Here is a 19,286-nt window from a genome sequence, read left to right as displayed (position 1 = left end):
AATGCCATCCTTTCTGAAAATGCTTATCGCATTACTTGTGCTGTTATCAACACAAGTTTTTGCTGCGCAAGACTTCTTGCCGCCAGAAAAAGCATTTCGGGTGGAGGCGACTTGGTTAGATAATTCGAATCAGATTGAGGTTGAATTTATTCCTGCCAAGGGCTATTACATCTATCAAGAATCACTTAAATTTGATGTCGGCACAGAGGCTTCGAAGCTATATAAAATAAGCCCTGTACTGCCATTGGGCATCGAAAAGTTTGATGAAACTTTTCAGAAAAAACTGCAGGTTTATAAGCAGTCATTCATGGTTTTATTGACCGTCAAACCCGTTACCGGAAAGCCGATTCATGCAGAGGTAACTCTACAAGGTTGTGCTGAGGCCGGTATTTGCTACCCACCCATGACGCTGAAGTTTTTACTTACTGGACCTGGTGTAAAAGCAGCGCCAATACCTGAAGTGCTTGGTGGTGCGCAAAACATAGAGAAGACTCAGGGTGAGTTTAGCCTAGCAGATTTATGGCGTGAGCGAGATGACGTCAATACTATCAGTCGCTTTTTAGCGAACACTTCTACTGCTTATTTATTCTTGGCTTTCTTTGTATTGGGCCTTGCTTTAGCATTCACGCCTTGCGTGTTGCCAATGCTGCCAATTTTGTCGAGCATCATCTTTGGCTCCCAAGGCGGTAAAACAATTTCTAAAGGGCGCGCAAGCCTTTTAGCTCTCTCTTATGTTTTGGGTATGGCCTTGATCTACGCGTTAGCTGGAATCTTGATGGCAGCTCTTGGTGGAAGCGTTCAAAGAGTCCTGCAAAGCCCGGTTGCATTAGTTGCCTTTGCCTTGCTGCTATTAGCCCTGTCAGGCAGCTTATTTGGCCTCTATGAGCTTCGTTTGCCTCATTCCTGGCACCAGCATGTCGATAAGCTGGCAGGCCGCCAGAAGGGTGGTAGCGTCTTTGGTGCCTTTGCCTTGGGGGGCATTTCTACTTTGGTAGCTAGCCCCTGCATTACTGCCCCGCTAGCGGGAGTTTTAGCCTTCATTGCACAAACGGGCTCCATGAGTCTAGGCGCAGGCTTGCTATTCGTGATGGCCTTAGGAATGGGCCTGCCACTCCTTTTTATTGCGGTTGAGGCGCGGATTCTGATTCCGTCCACTGGAATCTGGATGATCTGGCTTCAACGGACTTTAGGTGTTTTGCTAGTGGCAACTGCAGCCTGGATTGCATCTCCTTTAATTCAAAAAACGGATCAAGTTGGCAGTGAAAAAACAATCAATGGGCAAAAAGTACATCAGGTTGGCGACCTCTCTTTCTTGGTAATTCAGTCGCCAGCGGAATTGGATACACAGTTAATCAAAGCAAAGCAAGAGCAAAAATTAGTCATGCTCGATTTCTATGCTGATTGGTGCATCAGTTGTAAAGAGATGGAATTGAATACTTTTGCTAATGCAGAGGTTGGTAAAGAATTAAAACAATTTATCTTGCTGCAAGCGGATGTAACTTCAAACAGTTCGGACAATCAAGCATTGTTGAAGCGCTTTGGCTTATTTGGGCCGCCAGGTATTTTGATTTTTAATCAAAATTCCGAAGAGCTCAAGGCTCAGAGAGTGATTGGCTATATGCCGCCGCAGCGTTTTGTTGAGCGTTTAAAGCAGGTAATTAATCAGAAGTAATCCAGTCACTTCTTGAGCTTATTTTCCTGCTGCACTTGCTTTCAGTAAGCGTGCTGCCTCAAGTGAAAAGTAAGTGAGGATGCCATCTGCGCCAGCACGTTTAAATGCGAGCAAAGATTCCATCATCACCGCATCATGATCAAGCCAACCATTTTGTGCAGCAGCTTTAAGCATGGCATATTCACCACTGACTTGATAGGCGTAAGTGGGGTAATCAAACTCTTCTCTAACCCGGCGCACGATATCTAAATAAGGCATGCCAGGTTTGACCATCACCATATCGGCACCCTCGCTAATATCGAGCGCAACCTCCCGCAAAGCCTCGTCGCCATTGGCGCAATCCATTTGATAAGTTTTTTTGTCTGCCTTACCTAGGTTCTTTGCTGAGCCTACGGCATCTCTAAAGGGACCATAAAACGCAGAGGCATATTTAGCTGAATACGCCATGATGCGCGTGTGAATTAACTTCTTGTTTTCGAGTGCTTCCCGAATTTTTCCGATACGGCCATCCATCATGTCTGATGGTGCAACGATATCGACACCAGCCTCTGCTTGAGCAATCGCTTGCTGAACCAAGATCGCAGTAGTTTCATCATTGAGAATGCGACCCTGATCATCGAGCACACCATCCTGGCCATGACTTGTGTATGGATCAAGCGCGACATCAGTCATGATGCCTAAATTAGGGAAGCGTTTTTTGAGCTCACGAACTGCATTGGGAACCAAACCCTTTGGATTAAAGGCTTCTTTACCATCTGGCGTTTTTAATGCCGCGTCAATCACAGGAAATAAAGCAAGCACAGGAATGCCTAGATCAACACATTCTTGTGCAACTGGAAACAGTAAATCTAAAGAAACACGATTAATGCCAGGCATAGAAGCAACGGATTCTGATTTGCCTTGGCCCTCAAGGAGAAACACCGGATAAATGAGATCACTTGCCGAAACAGTGTTTTCTTGCATGAGGCGTCGCGACCAGTCATCGCGACGCATGCGGCGAGGGCGGTGCCCTGGAAAATGGAGCAAAGAGTTAGCTTGTGATTTCTTGTTCATGAATGTCTGCTTCAAATAACCATTTAATAATTAAATTATCTGCTTCTTCAAGGCCAATGCGTTTTGTACTTGAAAATAATTGTGCCGTAAGTTGCTTGGACTCACCAGCCCCATCAGGTAGTGCAGGGTCGTATTGTTGTAATTGCTTCCTGACAGCCTCAAGGGCATGCTTGCACTCACTTTTATTGAGTTTGTCGCATTTGCTCAGCAAAATGTGGATTGGTTTGCCAGTGGGTACAAACCATTGAATCATCTGTTCGTCTAGGTCGGTAATGCCGCGTCTGGCATCCACAATCAGGATCATGCCTACCAACTGCTCACGCTCCTGCAGATAGTCACTGAGCAGGCTATTCCAGCGGTATTTGGTCTCATGGTTTACTGCCGCATAGCCATAGCCGGGTAAGTCCACTAAATAGGCTAAAAGCTCATCCTTGGCGAAAAGCCCAAAATAGTTGATATGTTGGGTACGTCCGGGCGTTTTACTGGCAAAAGCGAGTCTTTTTTGATTGCACAGAACGTTAATGGCGCTGGATTTGCCGGCGTTTGAGCGACCTGCAAAGGCCACCTCACGGAGTGGCATGGCAGGCAGGCAATGGGTGTCATTGACTGTGGTGGCGAAGCGGGCTTGAAAGAGTTTAGACATGTCCTGAAGCTATTGTAAAATCACGCCAAATCATGAAATATCTCATGGTGTTGGGTAAAAAGGTTGTAAATGCAGGGCCCAAACACTTTTAGGAATTTTTGCCAAGGTAAACATAATGCGTCAAAGCTCCAAAATCTCCAAATTAACTGGCCTACGTGCTGGTTTTGCGCTTTTCTCTATTTTCGCCCTGATCGGTATTTCTGGAGCTGCTATTGCTGCCGATACTGCTCCAATGGCTCCACCAGCAGCTGAAGCTAAGGCCGCTGCGCCAGCTAAACCAAAGATTGATCCTGCCGTTGGCGAGGCCCTTTACTCCAATGGAGATGCAAGCCGTGGTGTGACTGCTTGTATTACTTGTCATGGCCCTAAAGGGCAGAGCGCGGTTAGTGCGTGGCCTAAGTTATCTGCACAGCATGCAGCCTACACGGCTAAGCAATTGAAAAACTTTAAAGAAGGCACTCGTGCTAATCCAATCATGATGGGTATGTCTGCAGCATTGACTGAACAAGACATGCAAAACATTTCTGCTTACTTATCTAAGCAACCAATTTCACAAGGCGTTGCACAAAACAAAGAAACAATTGCCTTGGGTCAAAGCATATACCGCGGTGGTATTGCCGCTAAAGGTGTGCCAGCTTGTGCTGCGTGCCACAGCCCTACAGGCGCTGGCATCCCTGCTCAATACCCGCTCTTAGGCGGCCAATGGGCTGACTACACAAATGCTCAGTTACTTGCATTCCGTGAAGGTGTTCGTAAAAATAGCAGCCAAATGACTGCGATTGCTACCAAACTTTCTGATCAAGAAATGAAAGCGGTTGCTGATTACATGGCTGGTCTGCATTAAAAAATACTCAGCTTTAAATAAAAAGCCCGCTCATTAAGCGGGCTTTTTATTTATACCAATTGTATGAAAAATTAATTAGGCAAGATTGTTTCGCTTGCAAATAGTTCTGCAGTCTTTTCGCGAGCACGAATAACGTAAGCATTTTTTCCGTCAACCATAATCTCTGCTGGTTTTGGGCGGGTATTGTAGTTTGATGCCATGACAAAACCATATGCTCCAGCAGAAAGAATTGCTAAAAGATCGCCTTCTTCCACAGCAAGTGTGCGATCTCTACCCAGCCAGTCACCAGATTCACAGACAGGGCCAACTACATCATAGGTCGAGCTCTTAGCTGATTTGGTTTGAGCGGCAACAATGCCATGATGTGCTTCGTATAGGGCTGGACGCATTAGCTCTGTCATTGCAGCATCGACAATGCAGAAGTTTTTTTCTACACCGGGCTTGAGGTATTCAACTGTTGTGAGCAGAACACCAGCATTACCAACCAAAGATCGACCTGGCTCAAGCACAATATCTAAATGAGCAAAGCCACGGTTTGCCACATGATTCAAAAGAGTATTGGTAAATTCAGTAATGTCTGGAGGCGTTTCATCGCTGTAAGAGATGCCGAGGCCACCACCTAAATCAAGATGGTGAATCATAATCCCTTCTCTTTTGAGATTCTCAACCAAGTCTAAGACTTTATCCAAAGCATCTAAGTAGGGTGCAGTAGTCGTAATTTGCGAACCAATATGACAGTCAATTCCAACCAAATCAATCTGAGGGAGTTGACTGGCTTCACGATACGTTTTCAAAACCTCGTGATACGCAATCCCAAATTTATTTCCTTTTAAGCCTGTAGAAATATATGGATGCGTTTTTGCATCGACATCTGGATTGACACGCAGAGAGATAGGGGCTCGGCAGTTCAGTTTGCTTGCTACACGATTAATGTTGTGAAGCTCGGCGATGGATTCAACGTTAATACATTTAACTCCAGCTTGAAGAGCGCTAGCAATTTCAGTAGCAGATTTACCAACGCCCGCAAATACCAGGCTTTTGGGATCAGCGCCAATTGCTAATGCGCGTGCTAATTCGCCACCGCTTACCAAGTCAAATCCTGCGCCGAGTTTTTTGAAGCAATCAATCACAGCCAAATTACTATTGGCTTTCATGGCGTAATGTACGCGGGCGCGGCGTTTACCTTGCTGATCAATGCAAGCTTTGTCATAAGCTTGGTACGCTTCAGTCAATGCTTTTTTGCTATAGACATACAGTGGCGTACCAAATTCTTTTGCTAAATCTGCGAGCGGAATTTCTTCGGCATACCATGCGCCTTCACGCTCAGTAAATCCAGATAATTGAGGAAGTGCAATTGCTTTACTTGTCATTACTTGGCCGATGATGAATTGTTAGTGCTAGCAGGAGTTTGTGGTGGATAGAGCTTACCTTGAGGTTCAGGCTCTGTGGGTGCTGGAGGCACATTTGGTACATTTGGCATATATAGAGGACCCCTAACCCCACATCCAACAAGGGCTATTAGGAGGGTAATACCGAGGGCTCTATTGAGAATCGCTATCATGAATGTCTCTAAAACGAATGATTGAATATAGCATGCAGGACTCCGGGATGAATCCAAATAACTCGAGCGTGGAAACTATCGATGACAAGCAGTTTTACCAGTTGGGGAGCAATCTATTGCAGTCTATCGAGGTGGCTTTAGAGGCTGCCGATGATGAATTAGATCTGGATTTGGATGTAGAGCGCCAGGGAGGCAATGTGATTAATATCCGCTTTAAAGATAAAAGCGTGATTGTGGTTAATACCCAGCCACCTTTACATGAGATTTGGGTCGCAGCAAAGTCTGGCGGCTATCACTATCGTTGGGCCGGAACCATGAACAAGCCTTTGTGGCTCGATACTAAAACTGACCGAGAGCTCTTAAATGATTTGACTGAGTTTGCCAGTGCTCAGGCTGGTCAGCCCGTGAAGATTGGGCTGATTAAAACTTAAAACCTTAGGCTGCACCAGTAGCAGTTAAGGTTTCGATTACTTGGGTGTCGGGCACGCTCTTAATTTGAGCCTTGCCAATTTTTTCCAAGATGACATAGCGAATCTGCCCACCCTCTGTTTTCTTATCCACTTGCATGAGTTCCATATAGCGTTCTGCACCAAATTTAGGCGGAACAATAGGTAGGTTCATAGATTTGATGATTGTGGTTAGCCGTTCTAACTCAGCCTCAGTAATCAGCTTAAGGCGACAAGATAAGTCAGCACCCATCACCATGCCGCAGCCAACAGCTTCACCATGCAACCACTCGCCGTAACCCATTCCAGCCTCAATGGCATGTCCAAAGGTATGCCCAAAGTTCAAGGTTGCACGAATACCGCCTTCTCTCTCGTCTGCAGAAACAACTGCAGATTTAATTTCGCATGAACGCAGTACAGCATGCCCCATCGCATCGGTATCGCAGGCTAGCAATCTAGCTGCATTGACTTCAATCCAGTCCAGGAATTTGGCATCGGCAATAGCGCCATGTTTCACTACTTCAGCAAGGCCAGCAGAAAGTTCTCTAGGGGGCAAAGTCTTGAGTGTGTTCAGATCAGCAATGACAGCAGCCGGTTGATGAAAGGCTCCAATCATATTTTTCCCTAAAGGATGATTGATGCCAGTCTTTCCGCCAACGGATGAGTCAACCTGCGCCAGCAAGGTGGTAGGGACTTGTATGAAGCGAATGCCGCGCATGAAGCTCGCAGCAGCAAAGCCTGTCATATCGCCAATCACACCGCCACCTAAAGCAACCAACATGGTTTGACGATCTGCCCCGAACTTTAAAAGATCATCAAAAATGAGCTGAAGATTTTTCCAGTCTTTGTATGACTCCCCATCAGGCAGGGTAATTGTTCTAACAGGTTTACCAAAGGCTTCTAAAGTCTTAATCAGGCGGGCAGCATAAAGTGGCGCAACCGTAGTATTGGTAACAATGTAAATTGAGCTTGCTTTTTCACAAGCACTAAATAAGCTTGCTTGATCAATCAGGTCAGTGCCGATATAAATTGGATAGCTGCGGTTGCCAAGATCAACTTCAAGTGTTTTCATCATAGTGCCAATGTATTTAAGCGGAAAGTTCAAGTTGCATGATTAAGGTATTGACCAACTGATTGACGCTGGGCTTGCCAGTTTCAATCACATGATCTGCTATTTCGCGGTAAAGCGGGTCGCGAATGGCATACAAATTTTCTAGAATTTTTTTAGGGTCACCATTACGAAGTAAGGGGCGTCCTTCGCCGCCTTTAGTGCGGTGCCAAAGTTCATTTGGATTTGCATGTAGGTAAATCACGGTGCCACGCTCGCTGAGTGCTTGACGATTGCCTGCAAGCAAAACAGCACCACCACCTGTGGCCAGCACAATCTCATGTTCAGCAGTAATGTCTTGAATGGCTTGCGCCTCTCTTTTGCGAAACCCTTCTTCACCTTCCATCTCAAAGATGACAGGGATTTTCACGCCACAGCGCTCTTCAATGACATGGTCAGCATCTAGGAAGCGGCGCCCTAATTTTTTGGCCAGCACTTTTCCTACGGTCGACTTTCCGGCACCCATAAGGCCGATCAGAAAGATGTTGTTTGTCGAAGAGTTCACACTTCGATTTTATTAGGGTTTGTCGAGAACGGTAGGGGTTAAGAAGACAAGTAGTTCAGTTTTGTCTTGTAATTTGGATTTATGGCGAAATAAGTGGCCTATTACTGGAATATCTCCCAGCAGGGGGACTTTGGCTTCATCTTCCCTTGCGGTTGTTTGAAAGATGCCTCCGATAATCACCGTTCCACCATTTTCAACCGTGACCTCTGAACTCAGGCTTTTGGTATCGATGGCGTATCCCTGCTCTGTTTTCATGCCAATAGTGTCTTTATTAATCCCAACTAGCATCGATATTCTTCCGTCAGGATGAATTTTTGGCAAAACCTCCAGGCGCAAATTTGCCTTCCGAAATTGCAACTTGCTACCATTTTGTGAGGTGGTTTGATAAGGAAGCTCCGTGCCTTGTTCGATAGTGGCCTTTACCTGATCTCCGGTCATGATGCGTGGATTAGAGAGAATTTTTCCTTGGCCATCGGTCTCAAGGGCCGACAATTCCGCTTGTATGAGCCGACTGCCATGCCTAGAAATGAGAGTTGCCGCCAGTGTTGCAGGATTAAATCCACTTAAGCCTGCACCAGCTAGATCAAAATTACCTGAAACCTTTTTTTCTGGGTTGCTGCCCAAAGAGCTCGCTTGGTAGCTAAGCTTCACTCCTAACTCGCGAGCAAAGCGTTCATCAGCCTCCACAATGCGAGCCTCAATCAGTATTTGTCTTGGACTATTAATGTGGTCACCACCAAAGGGCAAAGCTGCATCTTCCCGACGATGCTTTTGAAATGCAGCAATTTCTGCATGGGGACCAATCCAGTAAATATCACCATTGCGAAGAAGCCGTAATCCTCTGCTTGCGAGAATCGAATGAAGAGCTGTTTGCCAGGGAGTGTTATTGAGTTCAACCGTCAACCTTCCCTTGATAGATTCGCTTAATAAAAAGTTGGTATTGGCAAGTTTTGCAAGTGCCTGTAAAAGCTCTGTCACTTCAATATCGGTAAATTGCAAACTAATAGGCGCTTCCATTAAGTTTTGCGCCGGGAGATTTGCGCGAATTGGGCTGACTAGAAAAATGAACAAAAGGCCAAAATAAAGACTGAATTTTTGTATGTTTACCTTCATGAATGTTGGGCTTTGCTTCATTCGGTTTTAGAGGGTTTGAGGTTGAGAGTTTTGCCTTGAGCGTGGGTAAGGGTGGCGGCGTCTTTATCAAGTTGGGTTAATCGCCATTCCCCCAAAACCAGCCCACCTTTTTGAAGCATCACATTACTTTTACCGGTGTGAAAAAACGCTTGTTGGGAGTTTCCTATTCGACTTGTACCCAGGTAACGCCAGCGACGGAGTTCAAGCTCATGAGGCAGGGCTTGAGGCTTGGGAATAGGCTTAGTAATGGGTCTGTTTTCCTTTAATAAGTGAATACTCACTTCTAATAAGTCAATTGCCTCATATAACTTGTCTTGTTCCAGCTCTAAATCAGAGCGCAATAAAGCAAACTCCTGTTTAAGCGCTGCAATCTGCTTGTAAGACTCTTGGTTTAAAGCTTCTGAACCCGTCTTAAGTGATTCATAGGCCATTAATAGCGCTATACCAATAGCGATTAACAAGACTCCTAATACGGCAAATCCCCCCAACTTTTGGAGTTGATTGAATACCTCGGGGCTGCTGAAATTTTTTAGTCCGATACGTTCTTTGGACTGGTGTGGCGACTCCGGAGATAGGTACCTTGGTGAGTTAGGTTTTCGAATTCCATGAGGATCAGGAATGGCTGGATCATCACCAAGCTCACTCAGAATCGCATCAAAAGATTGGGGGGAAATATGGCGAGATGGCATGCCCGTATTGTTTAAGTTTAGATAGGGAATAGATATCAGTCTGGCTTGAAGATCTTGTCAGTAAAGATGACGAGCAAAGCTCAAAAACAAGGGTTTTGGAGCTTTTAGAAAAAATGCTTAAGCACCCTATAATTTGATCTTATGGCCCTCCCCCCAAAAGACAAGCCGCCGCAAAATCAGCGACCAATCCGTCAACCAGACAGAGGTCCGCGGTATTCCCCGGTTGGGCCAGGCTCACCACGTAAATCTGCTAGCAATCCACTGGTGAAGGCTGTGCTGATTATGGGCGTCGTATTTGCCGTGGTGGTGATGCTATTGATGGGCTACGCCTTTCTGGTTGCTAAACCCAATTTGCCAAAAATTTCGGCTTTAACGGATTACAACCCAAAAACACCTTTGCGTATTTTCACAGCCGATAAGGTATTGATTGGTGAGTTTGGTGAAGAGCGGCGCAAAGTGATTCCCTTAGATGAAATCCCGCAAACCATGCGTAATGCTGTTTTGGCGATTGAGGATGATCGCTTTTACTCTCACGGCGGCGTTGACTATGTCGGTATTTTGAGGGCCACCCTAACCAATCTTCGGGGGCATTTATCCCAGGGAGCTTCAACCATTACGATGCAGGTGGCTCGAAACTTTTTTTTGAGTAATGAGAAAACATTCAGTCGCAAAATTTATGAAGTTTTACTTGCTTGGGAAATTGAGTCTCAACTCACAAAAGACAAGATCCTCGAGATCTATATGAATCAAATTTTCTTGGGTCAAAGAGCTTATGGTTTTTCGAGTGCTGCGCAGATTTATTTTGGTAAAGAATTAAAAGACATCACGATTGCAGAATCTGCAATGTTGGCTGGCTTACCTAAAGCCCCATCGGCCTACAACCCAGTAACGAATTTTCGTCGGGCAAAGATTCGTCAAGAATATATCTTGCAGCGTATGCGCGATCTTGGTTATATCTCTTCAGAGAACTACCAAAAGGCCATGATTGAGGAGTTACATATTCGCGGCCTTGGTAATGAATTTGCAGTACGTGCTGACTTTCCTGCAGAAATGGTACGCCAGTTATTGTTTGCTCAGTACGGTGAGGCCATTTACTCTCAGGGAATCGATGTCTACACTACGATCTTAAAAGCAGATCAAGATGCTGCCTATAAGGCTGTGCGTCGCGGTATTTTTGAGTATGACTTACGGCATGCCTATCGAGGGCCCGAGGGCTTTATTGATCTTCCAGAAGATCAAGTAAAACGTCAGCGTGCGATTGATGAGGCTTTACTTGCTTATCCACAATTAGACGACTTGCAATCTGGCGTTGTTCTCGATGTGAAGCCTAAAGAAATGCAAGTCATGATTGCTACTGGCGATACGATTACCTTGAAGGGTGATGGTATGAAATTAGCCTCAGCATCCATTACCGATAGTACACAACCTAAAAAACGTTTACGCCCAGGCGCAGTGGTGAGATTGCTTTTAGATGGCGGTGTTTGGAAGTTAGCGCAGTTGCCGCAGGTGGAGGCAGCCTTTGTCTCCATGAATACAGAAACAGGCGCGATCCTGTCCTTGGTTGGAGGTTTTGATTTCCGTCGCAATCAATTCAATCACGTCACTCAAGCGCTACGCCAGCCAGGATCTTCCTTCAAACCTTTTATTTATGCGGCTGCAATTGAAAAAGGCTATACCCCAGCGACCATGGTGAACGATGCCCCTTTGTCGATTGGCAGCATGGAGACTGGCAGTCAGGCTTGGGAACCAAAAAACTACGATGGTAAGTACGAAGGCATGATGCGCTTACGCAATGCATTGGCTAAATCGAAGAACTTGGTTTCTGTTAGGATTATTCGCGCGATTGGTCCTTCCTATGCCCAAGAATATATTCAGCGTTTTGGTTTTGAACCTGAGAAACACCCGCCTTACTTAACCATGGCTTTGGGCGCTGGCTCCGTTACACCTTTACAGATGGCCTCAGCTTATAGCGTCTTTGCAAATGGCGGTTATAGGGTAGATCCATTTTTGATCGACAAGATGATTGGGTCCAAAGGAGAAATTTTGTTTGAGGCAAAGCCTGCACGTGTTGGCGATGGGGCTCCTCGAGTTTTAGATGCGCGTACTGCATTTGTGATGGACAGCATGTTGCAAGAGGTAACTAAAACCGGCACCGCTGCCTCCGCCAGACCTAAATTGGGTCGAAACGATATCGCTGGTAAAACAGGTACTACTAATGATTCGCATGATGCCTGGTTCGCTGGCTACAACCCTAAAGTTGTTGCAGTTGCTTGGATTGGTTTTGATAAGCCAGCCAGCTTAGGCGATCGTGAAACTGGTGGCGGTCTTGCTTTGCCTATGTGGATTTCTTATATGTCTGTTGCATTGAAAGATGTGCCACAGGAGGCGCGTGAGGTTCCTAGCGGCGTGACACAGGTAGATGGCGATTGGTTTATTCCTGAGTTTTCTCGTAGTGGCGGCGGCCCACGCGAACTACAGTAGTTCGTATTCCAAATGGCCCGGCAAGCGCGTACTGTAATACCTGGCCAAGCAATGCATGTCATGGTTCGTGGTAATAATCGAGAAACACTTTTCTTTAGCGACGAAGATCGTCGTATCTACTTAGAGTGGTTGCGTGAGGCTGCAAGACAATTTGGATGTTCAGTCCATGCTTTTGCTTTAATGCCAAATCATGTGCATTTACTCATGACCCCGCAACATGAAGATTCGCTTGCGAAAACAATGCAGTCTTTAGGCCGACGTTATGCTCAATATTTCAATCAACAGCATCATCGCTCTGGCACGATTTGGGAGGGACGTTATCGCTCCTCATTAATTGACCCAGATTATTTTTTACGTTGCCAGCGCTATATCGAACTCAACCCCGTTAGGGCGGGGTATGAATCAAGCCCCCAAGATTCCAGTTGGACTAGCTTTGCCACCCATATTGGAGGAAAGGCAGAGTCTTGGTTGGTGGATCATCAGCACTTTTGGAAATTGGGTAACACCCCCTTTGAAAGGCAAATGAAATGGGCCGAGTTTGTGAAGGAGGGCGCACCCCACTGGGAAGACCGGCAAATTACTGAGTCTTTGCTCAGATCAAAGCCCTGGGTTAGTGATATTTACGCAAAGAAGGTATTTAAAGATTCCCCGGATTTTCCTAAAATTCGGCATCGTGGCCGTCCTAGAAAAATTAATTCAATAAATTCAAGTGCTTAGGATGCATTAGGCATGCACATCCGAGTTAGGATTCGTGACTCTGTCCCTATTTCAGTAATTCATTTTGGTGCGGTACCTAAATAAATGTGACAGACTCATTTTATTTCTATTGCATCGATATGGGTATTCCCCTATATTTGATCCTCCAAAAGTTATCAGGCCTTTGTCGCCCCTCGGAAATACTATGACTACACAATTCAATACTGATCTACGCCCAATTGCTCAAGGTCTCTATGACCCACGTAATGAACATGATGCTTGCGGGGTAGGATTTGTCGCGCACATCAAGGGTAAGAAATCACACGAGATCGTTGCTCAAGGCTTAAAGATTCTTGAGAACTTAGATCACCGGGGTGCAGTGGGTGCCGATCCTTTAATGGGTGACGGCGCAGGAATTTTGATTCAAATTCCAGATACCTTGTATCGCGAAGAAATGACCAAGCAGGGTGTCACATTGCCACCATTTGGTGAGTACGGTGTGGGCATGATTTTCTTGCCAAAAGAACATGCATCACGTTTAGCTTGCGAACAAGAATTAGAGCGCACTGTGCGTTTAGAAGGTCAAGTTGTTTTGGGTTGGAGGGATGTGCCGGTAGACGTGAAGTTGCCAATGTCTCCAACCGTGCAAATGACAGAGCCATTCATTCGTCAAATTTTCATTGGCCGCGGCCGCGACATCATGACAACCGATGCGCTTGAGCGCAAGTTGTATGTGATTCGTAAAACAGCGAGCCATGCAATTCAAGATTTGCATTTAAAGCACGGCAAAGAATATTTTGTTGCATCAATGTCTGCACGTACTATTGTTTATAAGGGTTTGCTGTTGGCCAACCAAGTGGGCGCTTATTACCAAGATTTGCAAGATAAGCGTACCGTATCAGCTCTTGCACTAGTTCATCAGCGTTTCTCCACCAATACTTTCCCTGCATGGGAATTGGCTCACCCATATCGCATGATTGCGCATAACGGCGAAATCAATACCGTTAAGGGTAACGTCAATTGGGTTAATGCACGTGAGGGCGCGATTAGCTCACCAGTATTAGGCGACGACTTGCAAAAATTGTGGCCATTGATTTATCCGGGTCAATCTGACACCGCTTGCTTTGATAACTGCTTAGAGCTTTTGGTGATGTCAGGTTATCCATTAGCGCAAGCGATGATGATGATGATTCCTGAGGCATGGGAACAGCATGCATTGATGGATGACAATCGCCGCGCTTTCTATGAATATCACGCAGCCATGATGGAGCCATGGGATGGCCCAGCTGCAATGGCATTTACCGATGGTCGTCAAATTGGCGCAACTTTGGATCGTAATGGCTTGCGTCCAGCGCGCTATTACGTAACGGATGATGATTTGGTCATCATGGCTTCTGAAGCTGGTGTATTGCCAATTCCGGAAAACAAGATCGTTCAAAAATGGCGTCTACAGCCAGGCAAGATGTTCATGATCGACATGGAACAAGGCCGCATCATTGATGACGTTGAGCTCAAGAATGCCGTGTCAAAAGCCAAGCCATACAAGAGTTGGATTGATGCAGTTCGCGTGAAGCTAGATGAAGTGGATGCTAGCAAAGCTGACTTGGTCGATGAAAAAACAACGATTCGTCCAGCGGCTAAATTATTGGATCGCCAACAAGCGTTTGGTTACACCCAAGAAGACATTAAATACCTCATGGCCCCAATGGCCATGAATGGTGAAGAGGCTATCGGCTCTATGGGTAACGACAGCCCATTGGCTGTGCTTTCTAATAAGAACAAGCCTCTCTATAACTACTTCAAGCAATTATTTGCGCAGGTAACCAATCCCCCGATTGACCCAATTCGTGAAAATATGGTGATGTCATTGGTGTCATTCATTGGGCCAAAGCCCAATTTATTAGATACCAATAATATCAACCCTCCAATGCGTTTGGAAGTTAGCCAACCCATTTTAGATTTTGATGACATCACCAAGATCCGTCATATTGGTCACTACACCAACGGTAAGTTCCGCTCTTATGAGTTGGATATCTGCTATCCAGCAGCATGGGGTAAGGCTGGCATAGAGGCGCGCTTAGCATCATTGTGTGCAGAAGCTGCTGATGCAGTGCGTTCTGGTTACAACATCTTGATTGTGAGTGATCGTCAAGTGGATGAGAAGCATGTTGCTATTCCTGCATTGTTAGCCACTTCAGCCATTCATCAGCATTTGGTGGAAAAAGGTTTGCGTACTAGCGTAGGCCTAGTGGTTGAGACTGGTAGTGCGCGTGAAACACATCACTTCGCACTTCTAGCAGGTTACGGTGCTGAAGCTATTCATCCATATCTCGCGATGGAAACATTGACCGATATGGCTAAAGGCCTATCAGGCGATTTATCTGGTGAAAAAGCGGTTAAGAACTTTGTTAAAGCAGTTGGCAAGGGCTTGCAAAAAGTGATGTCCAAGATGGGCATCTCAACTTATATGTCTTATACCGGCTCACAGATTTTTGAAGCGATTGGCTTGAACCATGAAATCATCAATCAGTATTTCAAGGGCACTCCATCTAACGTAGGTGGTATTGGTGTCTTTGAGGTAGCTGAAGAAGCTTTGCGTATGCACGCTGCTGCGTTCAGCAATGACCCAGTGCTAAGCAATATGCTGGATGCTGGTGGTGAATATGCCTTCCGTATTCGTGGTGAGAACCACATGTGGACTCCAGATACGATTGCGAAGTTACAGCACAGTACTCGTATTGGTGCAGAGAAGGGCTATCAAACTTATAAAGAGTACGCCAACATCATCAATGACCAAACTAAGCGTCAGATGACTCTGCGCGGCTTATTTGAATTCAAGATTGACCCTGCAAAAGCTATTCCATTGGATGAAGTTGAGTCTGCAAAAGAAATCGTGAAACGCTTTGCAACGGGTGCGATGTCTTTGGGTTCGATTTCTACGGAAGCACATGCGACCTTGGCAATTGCGATGAACCGTATCGGCGGCAAATCCAATACCGGCGAGGGTGGCGAGGATCCAAATCGTTATGTAAACGAACTCAAGGGCATTCCAATTAAGAAGGGCGAAACGCTCGCCAGTGTTTTAGGTAGCGACGTTGTAGAAGCCAACATCCCATTGCTGGATGGTGATTCATTGCGCTCGAAGATTAAACAAGTTGCCTCAGGTCGTTTCGGTGTAACTACTGAGTATTTACGTTCCGCAGATCAAATTCAGATCAAGATGGCGCAAGGTGCTAAGCCAGGTGAAGGCGGTCAATTACCAGGCGGCAAAGTATCTGATTACATTGGTAAGTTGCGCTTCTCTGTACCAGGCGTTGGTTTAATTTCTCCGCCTCCACACCATGACATTTACTCTATCGAAGATATTGCTCAGCTGATTCACGATTTGAAGAACGTCAATCCAAAAGCAGATGTTTCTGTGAAGCTGGTATCTGAAGTTGGTGTAGGTACGGTTGCAGCAGGTGTTGCTAAGGCCAAAGCAGATCACGTGGTGATTGCTGGACACGATGGCGGTACCGGCGCTTCACCACTATCCTCCATTAAGCATGCTGGTTCACCATGGGAATTGGGTTTAGCTGAAACTCAGCAAACTTTAGTTCTTAATGGCCTGCGTAGCCGTATTCGCGTTCAGGCTGATGGTCAAATGAAAACTGGTCGCGACGTGGTAATCGGTGCTTTATTAGGCGCAGACGAATTTGGTTTTGCTACAGCCCCATTGGTGGTTGAGGGTTGCATCATGATGCGTAAGTGTCATTTAAATACTTGCCCAGTTGGTGTTGCTACTCAAGATCCGGAGTTGCGTAAGAAGTTTTCTGGCAAGCCAGAGCATGTTGTGAACTTCTTCTTCTTTATTGCTGAAGAAGCGCGCGAGATCATGGCGCAATTGGGTATTCGGAAGTTTGATGACTTGATCGGCCGTGTTGACTTGCTAGATACCCGCAAAGGGATTGATAACTGGAAGGTGCATGGTTTGGATTTCAGCAAGATCTTTGCTGAGCCTCAAGTGGCTTCAGATGTCCCACGCTATCAAGTGCTGACACAAGATCATGGTTTAACTAGCGCGCTTGACAATATCTTGATCGAGAAGAGCGCACCCGCTTTAGAGAGTGGTGAGAAAGTTTCGTTCATTGTTCCAGTGAAGAACGTGAATCGCACTGTTGGCGCAATGCTCTCTGGAGAAGTGGCTCAACGCTATGGTCATGCTGGTTTACCTGACGACACCATCCATATTCAGTTGAATGGCACTGCGGGCCAAAGCTTTGCAGCTTTCTTGTCCCGCGGTATTACCCTGGACTTAGTGGGTGATGGCAACGACTACGTCGGCAAAGGCTTATCTGGTGGACGCGTAATTGTCCGCGCATCGCATGAGTTCCGTGGAGATACTGCTAAGAACATCATTGTTGGTAACACTGTTTTGTATGGCGCGATTGCTGGTGAAGCCTTCTTTAATGGTGTTGCAGGCGAACGTTTTGCAGTACGTAATTCTGGCGCTACTACCGTTGTTGAAGGTACTGGCGACCACGGTTGTGAATATATGACTGGTGGAACGGTGGTGGTGCTTGGCACTACTGGACGGAACTTTGCTGCCGGTATGAGTGGTGGTATTGCTTATGTTTACGACGAAGATGGCATGTTTGATAAACGTTGTAATACCAGTATGGCAAGCCTAGAAAAAGTATTGCCATCTGCAGAGCAAATTGCCAAGATGCCTAAGTCTGAGTGGCATGCCCCGGTTGATGTTAAAGATGGCGGTGAACGCTTAACAGACGAGCAAATCTTGAAGGGCTTAATTGAGCGTCATTTCCGTTACACAGGTTCAGAGCGCGCTAAAGCCCTCTTAGCTGATTGGGAAAATTCTCGTACGCGTTTTGTCAAGGTTCTCCCAACTGAGTACAAACGTGCTCTAGGTGAGTTATGGGATAAGGCACAAAACAAAACTGTTGCTGCTTAATTAATACGGATATTAAGAAAAGATACTAAGGATTCGATATGGGTAAGGTCACTGGATTTATGGAGTTTGAGCGCGTCGATGAAACCTACGAAGCGCCAGTTAAACGCCTCCATCATTACAAAGAGTTTGTCGCCGCTTTAACCGACGAAGAAGCTAAAGTTCAAGGCGCGCGTTGCATGGATTGTGGCATTCCATTCTGCAATAGCGGATGCCCAGTGAACAACATCATTCCCGACTTTAATGATTTGGTGTTTCATAACGATTGGAAAAATGCTTTAGACGTTTTGCAATCTACCAATAATTTCCCAGAATTTACTGGCCGTATTTGTCCAGCACCTTGCGAAGCAGCCTGCACGCTAGGCATTAACCGCGCTCCTGTTGGCATTAAGTCCATTGAGCATGCCATTATTGATAAAGGCTGGGAGAGTGGTTGGGTGAAGCCTCAGCCATCTAAAACCAAGACTGGTAAAAAAGTAGCCGTTGTTGGTGGCGGCCCTGCTGGTATGGCGGCTGCTCAGCAATTAGCGCGCGTCGGCCATGACGTCACCGTGTTCGAAAAGAATGATCGCATTGGCGGCTTGCTACGCTATGGCATTCCTGATTTCAAAATGGAAAAGTGGTTGATTGATCGTCGTGTAGAGCAGATGCAAGCTGAAGGCGTGAAATTTGAAACTGGTGTTTTCGTTGGAAAAGAAGCGATTGGTGCGGAGGTAAAAAATTACTCCACTAAAACAGTTTCGCCTGATCAGTTGATGAAAGACTTTGATGCAGTAGTCATTACCGGCGGCGCAGAGCAGCCACGTGATCTACCAGTACCTGGCCGCGAATTGGCTGGTGTGCACTATGCCTTAGAGTTTTTGATTCCACAAAACAAAGAGAATGCTGGCGATTTCAAAAATGAAATCCGTGCCACTGATAAGCATGTCGTAGTTATTGGTGGTGGTGATACTGGCTCTGATTGTGTTGGAACATCGAATCGCCATGGCGCCACAAAAATTACTCAGTTCGAACTGCTTCCGCAACCTCCTGAAGAAGAGAATAAGCCGTTGGTATGGCCATATTGGCCAACCAAGCTGCGCACCTCCTCTTCACACGAAGAAGGTTGTGATCGCGATTGGTCGGTTGGAACAAAGCGTTTTGAGGGTAAAAACGGCGCAGTAGAAAAGTTAATTGGCGTGCGTTTGGAGTGGAAAGACGGCAAGATGGCTGAAGTTCCAAATTCCGAATTTGAGATCAAGGCAGATTTAGTACTTTTGGCTATGGGATTTGTTTCTCCAGTTCAGCAAGTGCTCAATGCTTTTGGCGTTGAGAAAGATGCGCGTGGCAATGCTAAAGCTACTGTCGATGGCCAAAATGCTTATCAAACTAACGTTCCAAAGGTTTTTGCAGCTGGTGATATGCGCCGCGGACAATCTTTGGTAGTTTGGGCAATTCGTGAAGGGCGCCAATGTGCTCAGGCGGTAGATGAATATTTGATGGGTTCATCTGTTTTACCCCGATAAT

Annotated in this window: 15 protein-coding genes; 7 read left to right on the top strand and 8 right to left on the bottom strand. The window is 46.0% G+C overall.

What is annotated here, in order from left to right; translation table 11 throughout:
• Position 1: 1 nt before the first annotated feature.
• Positions 2-1,672 (top strand): protein-disulfide reductase DsbD, encoded by a 1,671-nt coding sequence (gene dsbD, locus ICN17_RS02630; RefSeq protein ID WP_255538255.1) that lies wholly within the window; start codon positions 2-4, stop codon positions 1,670-1,672.
• An 18-nt stretch (positions 1,673-1,690) separates the two neighbouring features.
• Here dsbD and hemB read toward each other — a convergent pair whose 3' ends face one another.
• Together hemB and yihA are read right to left on the bottom strand one after the other, a co-directional pair.
• Positions 1,691-2,725 (bottom strand): porphobilinogen synthase, encoded by a 1,035-nt coding sequence (gene hemB, locus ICN17_RS02625; RefSeq protein ID WP_216236058.1) that lies wholly within the window; start codon positions 2,723-2,725, stop codon positions 1,691-1,693.
• A complete protein-coding gene (gene yihA / locus ICN17_RS02620; RefSeq protein ID WP_216236057.1) occupies positions 2,703-3,368 on the bottom strand; it encodes a ribosome biogenesis GTP-binding protein YihA/YsxC in 666 nt (221 codons plus the stop codon). Before yihA ends, hemB begins: the two co-directional genes overlap by 23 nt.
• 115 nt (positions 3,369-3,483) lie before the next feature.
• Here yihA and ICN17_RS02615 point away from each other — a divergent pair, with 115 nt between their 5' ends.
• Positions 3,484-4,212, top strand: coding sequence for a cytochrome c (locus ICN17_RS02615; RefSeq protein WP_216236056.1), 729 nt, complete (start codon positions 3,484-3,486; stop codon positions 4,210-4,212).
• Between the two features lie 71 nt (positions 4,213-4,283).
• Here ICN17_RS02615 and lysA read toward each other — a convergent pair whose 3' ends face one another.
• Both lysA and ICN17_RS02605 read right to left on the bottom strand, forming a co-directional pair.
• Complete coding sequence (gene lysA, locus ICN17_RS02610) at positions 4,284-5,582, bottom strand: diaminopimelate decarboxylase (protein WP_216236055.1); 1,299 nt, start codon at positions 5,580-5,582, stop codon at positions 4,284-4,286.
• Positions 5,582-5,773, bottom strand: coding sequence for a lipoprotein (locus tag ICN17_RS02605; protein WP_216236054.1), 192 nt, complete (start codon positions 5,771-5,773; stop codon positions 5,582-5,584). The genes lysA and ICN17_RS02605 overlap by 1 nt, the downstream gene beginning before the upstream one ends.
• A gap of 47 nt (positions 5,774-5,820) precedes the next feature.
• On the opposite strand from ICN17_RS02605, the gene cyaY reads away from it, so the two are divergent.
• A complete protein-coding gene (gene cyaY, locus ICN17_RS02600; RefSeq protein ID WP_216236053.1) occupies positions 5,821-6,204 on the top strand; it encodes an iron donor protein CyaY in 384 nt (127 codons plus the stop codon).
• Positions 6,205-6,208: 4 nt separating this feature from the next.
• On the opposite strand, the gene aroB is transcribed toward cyaY, so the two are convergent.
• From aroB to ICN17_RS02580, 4 genes are read right to left on the bottom strand one after another with little or no spacing between them, the layout of a single operon-like run.
• Positions 6,209-7,291, bottom strand: a complete 1,083-nt coding sequence (gene aroB / locus ICN17_RS02595; protein WP_255538322.1) for a 3-dehydroquinate synthase — start codon at positions 7,289-7,291, stop codon at positions 6,209-6,211.
• 16 nt (positions 7,292-7,307) lie between these two features.
• Entirely contained in the window at positions 7,308-7,832 is a 525-nt protein-coding gene (locus tag ICN17_RS02590) for a shikimate kinase (RefSeq protein WP_216236051.1), read from the bottom strand.
• Between the two features lie 12 nt (positions 7,833-7,844).
• Positions 7,845-8,966 carry a type II and III secretion system protein gene (locus ICN17_RS02585; protein WP_255538254.1) on the bottom strand — a complete coding sequence of 374 codons (1,122 nt, stop codon included), beginning with the start codon at positions 8,964-8,966 and terminating at the stop codon, positions 7,845-7,847.
• The gene (locus ICN17_RS02580) at positions 8,963-9,655 is read right to left on the bottom strand and encodes a hypothetical protein (RefSeq protein WP_216236050.1); all 693 of its coding nucleotides are present in this window, start codon (positions 9,653-9,655) and stop codon (positions 8,963-8,965) included. The genes ICN17_RS02585 and ICN17_RS02580 overlap by 4 nt, the downstream gene beginning before the upstream one ends.
• Before the next feature lie 141 nt (positions 9,656-9,796).
• Between ICN17_RS02580 and ICN17_RS02575 the strand changes: the two genes are divergently transcribed.
• The 4 genes from ICN17_RS02575 to ICN17_RS02560 all read left to right on the top strand — a co-directional run bounded on the left by ICN17_RS02575 (position 9,797) and on the right by ICN17_RS02560 (position 19,285).
• Positions 9,797-12,136, top strand: coding sequence for a penicillin-binding protein 1A (locus tag ICN17_RS02575; protein ID WP_216236049.1), 2,340 nt, complete (start codon positions 9,797-9,799; stop codon positions 12,134-12,136).
• A 12-nt stretch (positions 12,137-12,148) separates the two neighbouring features.
• Positions 12,149-12,853 carry a transposase gene (locus tag ICN17_RS02570; RefSeq protein WP_216236048.1) on the top strand — a complete coding sequence of 235 codons (705 nt, stop codon included), beginning with the start codon at positions 12,149-12,151 and terminating at the stop codon, positions 12,851-12,853.
• Positions 12,854-13,037: 184 nt separating this feature from the next.
• Positions 13,038-17,783 (top strand): glutamate synthase-related protein, encoded by a 4,746-nt coding sequence (locus tag ICN17_RS02565; RefSeq protein ID WP_216236047.1) that lies wholly within the window; start codon positions 13,038-13,040, stop codon positions 17,781-17,783.
• 38 nt (positions 17,784-17,821) lie between these two features.
• Entirely contained in the window at positions 17,822-19,285 is a 1,464-nt protein-coding gene (locus ICN17_RS02560) for a glutamate synthase subunit beta (protein WP_216236046.1), read from the top strand.
• Position 19,286: the final 1 nt, after the last annotated feature.

The organism is Polynucleobacter sp. 73C-SIWE, assembly GCF_018882465.1.
Lineage (GTDB): Bacteria > Pseudomonadota > Gammaproteobacteria > Burkholderiales > Burkholderiaceae > Polynucleobacter.
Note: the sequence above shows the minus strand (reverse complement) of the source record. Positions and strands in the feature narration are given on the sequence as shown.